The organism is Burkholderia sp. LMG 13014 (assembly GCF_905232215.1).
Taxonomy (GTDB): Bacteria; Pseudomonadota; Gammaproteobacteria; order Burkholderiales; family Burkholderiaceae; genus Burkholderia.
In genome coordinates this window covers 1-6,400 of the sequence record NZ_CAJNKE010000342.1, presented here as the reverse complement: position 1 = coordinate 6,400, position 6,400 = coordinate 1, and the positions used below count along the sequence as shown (strand labels likewise).

The following is a 6,400-nucleotide window of genomic DNA, read 5'->3' as shown; positions in this document are numbered from 1 at the left end:
TGCGTGTGGCTCGGGCGACGGGTTACTTCCCGTCGGGGGTATCCCACTCGCCGCGTTCGGTGCGGCCGGCGTCCGGCACGGAAAGCCCGAAGTGGCGATAGGTGAGCAGCGTCGCGACGCGCCCGCGCGGCGTGCGCTGCAGGAAGCCCTGCTGGATCAGGTACGGTTCGAGTACGTCCTCGATCGTGTCGCGTTCTTCGCCGATCGCTGCGGCGAGGTTGTCGATGCCGACCGGGCCGCCGTCGAACTTGTACAGGATCGCTTCGAGCAGCTTGCGGTCCATCAGGTCGAAGCCGACCGGATCGACGTCGAGCATCGCGAGCGCGGCATCGGCGACGGCCGCGGTGATCTGGCCGTCGGCCTTGACCTCCGCGAAGTCGCGCACGCGGCGCAGCAGCCGGTTTGCAATCCGCGGCGTGCCGCGCGAGCGCTTCGCGATTTCGAGCGCGCCGTTCGGATCGATCTGCGCGTTCAGCAGCGACGCCGAGCGCCGCACGATGCGCGACAGCTGCTCGGCATCGTAGAACTCGAGGCGCGCGACGATCCCGAAGCGATCGCGCAGCGGGTTGGTCAGCATCCCGGCGCGGGTGGTGGCGCCGACCAGCGTGAACGGCTGCAGGTCGAGCTTCACGCTGCGCGCGGCCGGGCCTTCGCCGATCATGATGTCGATCTGGTAATCCTCGAGTGCCGGATACAGGATTTCCTCGACGACCGGCGACAGCCGGTGGATCTCGTCGATGAACAGCACGTCGTTCGCTTCGAGGTTGGTCAGCAGCGCGGCGAGATCGCCCGCGCGTTCGAGCACGGGGCCCGACGTCTGGCGCAGGTTCACGCCCATCTCCCGCGCGATGATGTGCGCGAGCGTCGTCTTGCCGAGGCCCGGCGGCCCGAACAGCAGCACGTGGTCGAGCGGCTCGGAGCGGCGCTTGGCGGCTTCGATGAAGATCTCGAGCTGGCCGCGCACCTTTTCCTGGCCGACGTAGTCGTCGAGCTGGCGCGGCCGCAGCGCACGTTCGAACACCTCCTCGTGCGACGAGGCGGGTGTGGCGGCGATGATCCGCTGCTCGGTGGCGAGTTTGTCGGTTTCAATCATGCGGCCATTGTACCGCGCGCCGCTGTCCCGCCCACCTGGCCGAACGGCCGACTGGCGAGCGTCGCGCGGCCGCGCGACACTGGCTTCGACGCACCGGTTGGCGGCGCGTCATGCGGGCGTTACACCTTCGACAGCGCCTTCAGTGCGAGCTTGATGCCTTCGGATACACCGGTGCCCGCCGGCACGTTCTTGATCGCGGCGAGGCCTTCCTTTTCGGAATAGCCGAGCGCAAGCAGCGCGTTGAGGATGTCGGTTGCGTGGTCGGACGGCGACGCGGCGCCGGCGAGCTCGCCGAGATCGGCGCCGAGCTTGCCCTTCAGCTCGAGCAGCAGGCGCTCGGCCGTTTTCTTGCCGATGCCGGGCAGGCGCGTGAGGCGCGCGGCGTCCTGCATCGTCACGGCCTGTGCGAGCTCCTGCACGCTCATGCCGGACAGCACGGCGAGCGCCATGCGCGCGCCGATGCCGGTGATCTTCAGCAGCTCGCGGAAGGTCGTGCGCTCCTGCTGCGTGAGGAAGCCGTACAGCAGGTTCGCGTCCTCGCGGACGATCTGCTGCGTGAGCAGCACGACGCGCTCGCCGTTTTGCGGCAGGTTGTAGAAGGTGCTCATCGGCACGTCGATTTCGTAGCCGACGCCGTTGCAGTCGACGAGCAGGTGAGGCGGGTTTTTTTCGAGCAGGATGCCGGCGATGCGACCGATCATGGATGGCTTGATGCGAGGAAGAAAGCGCGAGTGTAGCGCACGTGCGGCGCTATGCCGACGGGATCGGCCGTCAGGCCAGGGCGATGGGTGTCGTGGGCGCGCCGCGTGCGCTCAACACGGCCGATTCCGTGCGTCGCGCGCTGGCATGTGCGGTATCAGCCGACCAGCCGCCCGCGCCGCACGCGCAGCCCTTTCTTCGCGAGCGCCGGCGCGAGGCCGCCGAGCGTGCTGAGCGTGTTGCCGCCGTGGGCATGGCAGATCGCCATGCCGAGCGCGTCGGCCGCATCGGAGCCCGGTTGTCCGGAGAGGTTGAGCAGCCGCGTGACCATTTCCTGCATCTGCGTCTTGGTCGCGCGGCCGTAGCCGACCACCGCCTGCTTGAGCTGCAGCGCCGTGTATTCAGCCACCGGCAGGCCGCCCGCGACGAGGCCGCAGATCGCGGCGCCGCGCGCCTGGCCGAGCAGCAGCGTCGACTGCGGGTTCACGTTGACGAACACCTTTTCGATCGCGGACTGGTCGGGTGCGTGCTCGCGCACGATGGTCGAGACGCCCTGGAAGATCGTGCCGAGCCGGGTGGCCAGGTCGGCGGTCGGCGTGCGGATCACGCCGCTCGCGACATACGCGAGCCGGTGGCCGCTGACGTCGATGATGCCGAAGCCGGTGACGCGCAGGCCGGGGTCGATGCCGAGAATTCGCATGAGTAAGGAGAGAAGCCTGATGCAGCGATACTACAACGAATGGTGCGGTGCGCTGGCCGCACGGTCGCGTACGAGAGCGCCGCGCAATAAAAAACTGCTCGTGTCAAGCCCTGAGCGCAAATCGCCCAGGGCTTGAAACTCTATATGGGACGCGAGGTTAGCTCTGTTTCGGGCAGTTTGGATTGACTGCTGCGTTGTGGGCTAGGTGCCACATAAGAGCGATGAGGAAGAAAGCCGGAGCGCGTTGCATCGGGGGACGTTTCCCAACAGCAGGCCGACTTGCCTTTCTCCTTTCTCTATAGTAGCCCAACTGCCCCCGGAACGACAAAGCGCAGCCTCAGGCTGCGCTTTGTCGTTGAAGTGGCGGCAAGGTCGTCAGGTCTGTTTCTGCGGAACGACCTTGGCGGTCGTTCCTTTCCTGAATCCACGATCCCCCGCCATGAATGCCTCCAGCATGTGCGGGATCAGCGTCGCCGCATCGACCGTTTCGCCGTAGGTCTGCGCATGTAGCGCGGCATAGCGGTCAAGGTCTGTCTTCAAGCCAGCGGGACATGCGAAGGTCAGCTTGACACTCTCGGTCTTCGGCAGCGGCCCCAGCCGCAGCTTCTTGGTCGTGCTCATCGCATCGCTCCCCGGTTGAAGAACAACGGTTGGTACGGCCGAAGCACGAGATCGCGGTTCACGATGATGCGAACCGGCAGGCCCGGCCGCTCGGTCAACGTCGGCTGGATGTTCATGTTGCGCCGGGTCATCTCCTGGCCTACCTGGTTCACGCTGTCCTGCAAACTGCCCTGTCCGGCGATGATGACGCGGTTGCCGTCCTGCCGGTTCTGCGGCGCGGCCAGCTCGGCGCCCACGCCCAGCAGCGTGGTCAGAGCCGCGCCGGCAAAAACGCGATCCCAATGCCAATCGACCCCATCCTCCAGGCCGGCATAGCCGGCCGGGTCGGTACCCGCCAGGTTGTCGAGCGTCAGCGAAGACGTGTCCGGCAGGATGATGCGGTTCCACACCACCTGCACGCGGCTCTGCCCGTAGCTCACCTGGCTGTTGTACTTGCCCATGAGGCGCGAACCCTGCGGGATCAGCAGGAACTTACCCGTGGCCGAGTCGTAGACAGGCTCCGTCACCGTGCCGATCACGTCGCCCGGCAGGTCGGACTTGATACCCGTCACCAGCGCGCCAGCGATCACCGTTCCGGCCATGACCTGGTACGGCGAAGCCGGCAGGGTCAGTTGGCCGGAATTGCGGGTTTCCGTAGAAGCGCCTTTCAGGAAAGCCTCTTTCTGGTCTTGTCGGTTCTGCACGGCGGTCGGGTCGGACGCGGATTGTTGAGTTTGTGCCGCCGTCGAGGCCGGCCCGGCGGCGAGCGGATCAAAGCCCGCCAAGGCCGATGCCGGGCCCGCCGCAGCGGCTTGCGCAGTCGCCGGTGCAGCGGTCTTGCCTGGATTGCCCGAGCGGAAGAACACCGTCGAGGCCGCAGCGGCATCGGCTTCCTTGCGCCGAGCATCCTCCGGGTCGTGGCCTGGCGGCGCATAGGCCGGTGTCACCGGCTGCTGTGACTTCACGATGGCCGGGCCGAGGTCGCCCGGCAGCGGTGGCCCCAGCTCCGGCACCTTCGCCGGCAGCTTGGAATAGTCGGAAGGCAGGCCGTCCAGCCCTTCGGACTTCGAGACGCGATCCACGTTGTACAGCTCGGTTTGCTCGCCCGCGCCGCGCCGATGCGGCTGCAACGACCAGATCGTGGCCCCAAGCACGGCGACCGACAGGCCGCCGGTGAGGATGGCTAGCGTGCGCCGATTCAACCGAGTCACCGGACGCGGCTGCGCGCGCAGCGCCATTGCCTCGGGCGCCACCTTGCCGGTCTGCGGCGCGGCATGGTCGGGAATGTCGTCCTGGCTCATGGTCAGTTCCTCCGCGTGCCATCCGTGCGCTCGATCCGCACCACGTCGCCCTTGTCCCCGCCCAGGCGCAGTTCGGCCGCGCCAAACAGCCGATCCACGATGTAGTACGGTGAGCGGAATCGGTAGTTGACGAGCTGGCCGTCGCCCTGCGCGCCGATCACGAACAGCGGCGGCAGCTCGCCTTGGGCAATGCCCGGCGGAAACTGGATGTAGACCTTCTCACCGTCATCGAAGGCACGCAGGGGCTTCCACGGCGGATTGCTGCCGCTGACCGCGTAGCGGAAACGGATCTTCTCCAGCGACAGGCCCGCATCGACCGGCGCAGCGGCGCTGGCCGCCTGCGCCTGGCGCTGCAGGGCCAGCATCTTGTCCTTGGGGTACTCCCAGGACACCGACGCCATCCACGTCTTCTCGGTCGAGGTCAGCTCCAGCAGGTAGGTGCGTCGGCTTGTGGTGATGACGAGATTCGTCTTCAGGCCCGAGCGGATCGGCTTGACCATCACGTTGACGCGCAACGCCTCACCGCTGCCGCTCGATGTGTCGCCCACGATCCAGCGCACCGTGTCGCCAGCGGCGACCGTCACCAGTTCCTCGCCGGGCTGGAGCGCGATCACCGTCACACGGCCCACGGCCGCATAGACCTGGTACAGCGCGCCATCAGTGAAGGGCCACACCTGAATCGCATTGACGTAGCCCTCGCGCGTGGGCGCGATGCGCGCCTCGGCATTGGCGCGGGCCACGCGCACGGTTTCATCGGCGGGTTCCACCGCAGACTTGGCATCCGGTACGGGCTTCATCTGCGCCGGCATCGGCAACACCTCGGGCACGGTCACGACCTCCACCGGCTTCGGCGCCTCGGGCAGCGGCTGGGCTTGCACCGGCTCGTCGAGCGAGATGACCGGCGGCGGCTTGCCCTGCGTGGCGCAGCCCGAGAACAAGACGCTGGATGCCAGCAAGATCAGCGGCAAGGCGGATTTACGGAAAATCGCATTCATGGTTTTGCTCCTTCGTTTCCTTCCAGTTCGCGGCTCCACGACAGTCCGTTGACGTAGATGCCTAAGGGGTTCTTACGCAGGCGCTGCTCGGTGCGCGGGGTCTGCTGCACGATGGAAATCACCGCGTTCCAGCGCTCGGTGCGATCCAGGGCGCCGTTGACGTAGCGCGTCTCCGTCCAGCGCACGTTGAAAGACGTGTCGCTGGCGCGGGTCACGCTGGTGATCTGCACCGTCACCGACTCCTTGCCGATGCGCGCGAACGGATCGTTCACGCGGGCGTAGTCGTTTAGCACCACGGCGCCCTTGTCGGTGGTGTAGTTGTAGGCATCGAGCCAGTTCTGCCGAACCACGATGGGGTCGATGGACAGCGAGCGCACCAGGCCGATGAAGCGGCCCAGGTGGTAGGCCACCTGCGCATCGCTGGGCCGGTACGGCGTGGCGGCTTCGCCCACGGTACGCACCTGCCCAGCCTGATCGACCTCGATCACATAGGGCGTCACGATGGACTGCGCCGAGCGCCAGACCAGGCCACCGGCCATCAGCAATGCGAGAGCGAGGCAGCCGAAGGCCATCAGGCGCCAGTTCTTCGCCTGCACGCGCGGCGAGCCGATGCGCTCGTCCCAGACCTGGCCTGCGGCTTGGTACGGCGTGGCGGGCTGCGACGTGTCGGCGTAGCGCACCTGGGGTCTTTTGAATCGCATGGTCTATCTCCTTATGAGTCGGAATCGCGCAGGCTGGGGCCTTGGCTGGAGCTGCCGCCATCGCCACCGCGCAGCGTGTGGGCGGCAGTCGTCGCGGCATGGGTCAGTTGCTGCCTGCGATGCAGGCGCTTGGCCCAGGCGGGCTGTTCGGCAGCGGTAGGCGCTGCCGAATCGGCTGCGCTCTGCGGGCCACTGGATGCAGGGGCGTCATCCGGCCGGAAGGCAGCGGCGACACGCTCCTTCATCGAGCGCGCGCCATCGGCCACCTTCTGCCCGGCGGCCTGCGCGCCGGTCTTGGCGACATTGCCCAC

General features: G+C 67.2%; 7 protein-coding genes and 1 pseudogene. All 8 read right to left on the bottom strand.

The window, feature by feature from the left end; translation table 11 throughout:
- Nucleotides 1-22: 22 nt before the first annotated feature.
- Nucleotides 23-1,093 carry a Holliday junction branch migration DNA helicase RuvB gene (gene ruvB / locus JYJ84_RS25425; protein ID WP_122944488.1) on the bottom strand — a complete coding sequence of 357 codons (1,071 nt, stop codon included), beginning with the start codon at nucleotides 1,091-1,093 and terminating at the stop codon, nucleotides 23-25.
- A 119-nt stretch (nucleotides 1,094-1,212) separates the two neighbouring features.
- Complete coding sequence (gene ruvA, locus JYJ84_RS25420) at nucleotides 1,213-1,794, bottom strand: Holliday junction branch migration protein RuvA (protein WP_175222374.1); 582 nt, start codon at nucleotides 1,792-1,794, stop codon at nucleotides 1,213-1,215.
- Nucleotides 1,795-1,949: 155 nt separating this feature from the next.
- Entirely contained in the window at nucleotides 1,950-2,492 is a 543-nt protein-coding gene (gene ruvC / locus JYJ84_RS25415; RefSeq protein WP_011350965.1) for a crossover junction endodeoxyribonuclease RuvC, read from the bottom strand.
- 375 nt (nucleotides 2,493-2,867) lie between these two features.
- The gene (locus tag JYJ84_RS25410; protein WP_019726312.1) at nucleotides 2,868-3,113 is read right to left on the bottom strand and encodes a DUF2274 domain-containing protein; all 246 of its coding nucleotides are present in this window, start codon (nucleotides 3,111-3,113) and stop codon (nucleotides 2,868-2,870) included.
- A complete protein-coding gene (locus JYJ84_RS25405) occupies nucleotides 3,110-4,393 on the bottom strand; it encodes a TrbI/VirB10 family protein (protein ID WP_019726311.1) in 1,284 nt (427 codons plus the stop codon). Before JYJ84_RS25405 ends, JYJ84_RS25410 begins: the two co-directional genes overlap by 4 nt.
- 2 nt (nucleotides 4,394-4,395) lie before the next feature.
- The gene (gene trbG, locus JYJ84_RS25400) at nucleotides 4,396-5,388 is read right to left on the bottom strand and encodes a P-type conjugative transfer protein TrbG (RefSeq protein WP_019726310.1); all 993 of its coding nucleotides are present in this window, start codon (nucleotides 5,386-5,388) and stop codon (nucleotides 4,396-4,398) included.
- Nucleotides 5,385-6,089 carry a conjugal transfer protein TrbF gene (trbF, locus tag JYJ84_RS25395; RefSeq protein ID WP_019726309.1) on the bottom strand — a complete coding sequence of 235 codons (705 nt, stop codon included), beginning with the start codon at nucleotides 6,087-6,089 and terminating at the stop codon, nucleotides 5,385-5,387. Before trbF ends, trbG begins: the two co-directional genes overlap by 4 nt.
- Before the next feature lie 11 nt (nucleotides 6,090-6,100).
- A pseudogene (locus JYJ84_RS25390) lies at nucleotides 6,101-6,400 on the bottom strand (P-type conjugative transfer protein TrbL); the annotation flags it as partial.

Excerpts from the sequence above, each read along its gene's own strand:
- ruvB (WP_122944488.1), bottom strand. The coding sequence starts at position 1,093 with ATGATTGAAACCGACAAACTCGCCACCGAGCAGCGGATCATCGCCGCC.
- ruvA (WP_175222374.1), bottom strand. The coding sequence starts at position 1,794 with ATGATCGGTCGCATCGCCGGCATCCTGCTCGAAAAAAACCCGCCTCAC.
- trbF (WP_019726309.1), bottom strand. The coding sequence starts at position 6,089 with ATGCGATTCAAAAGACCCCAGGTGCGCTACGCCGACACGTCGCAGCCC.
- trbG (WP_019726310.1), bottom strand. The coding sequence starts at position 5,388 with ATGAATGCGATTTTCCGTAAATCCGCCTTGCCGCTGATCTTGCTGGCA.
- JYJ84_RS25410 (WP_019726312.1), bottom strand. The coding sequence starts at position 3,113 with ATGAGCACGACCAAGAAGCTGCGGCTGGGGCCGCTGCCGAAGACCGAG.
- ruvC (WP_011350965.1), bottom strand. The coding sequence starts at position 2,492 with ATGCGAATTCTCGGCATCGACCCCGGCCTGCGCGTCACCGGCTTCGGC.
- JYJ84_RS25405 (WP_019726311.1), bottom strand. The coding sequence starts at position 4,393 with ATGAGCCAGGACGACATTCCCGACCATGCCGCGCCGCAGACCGGCAAG.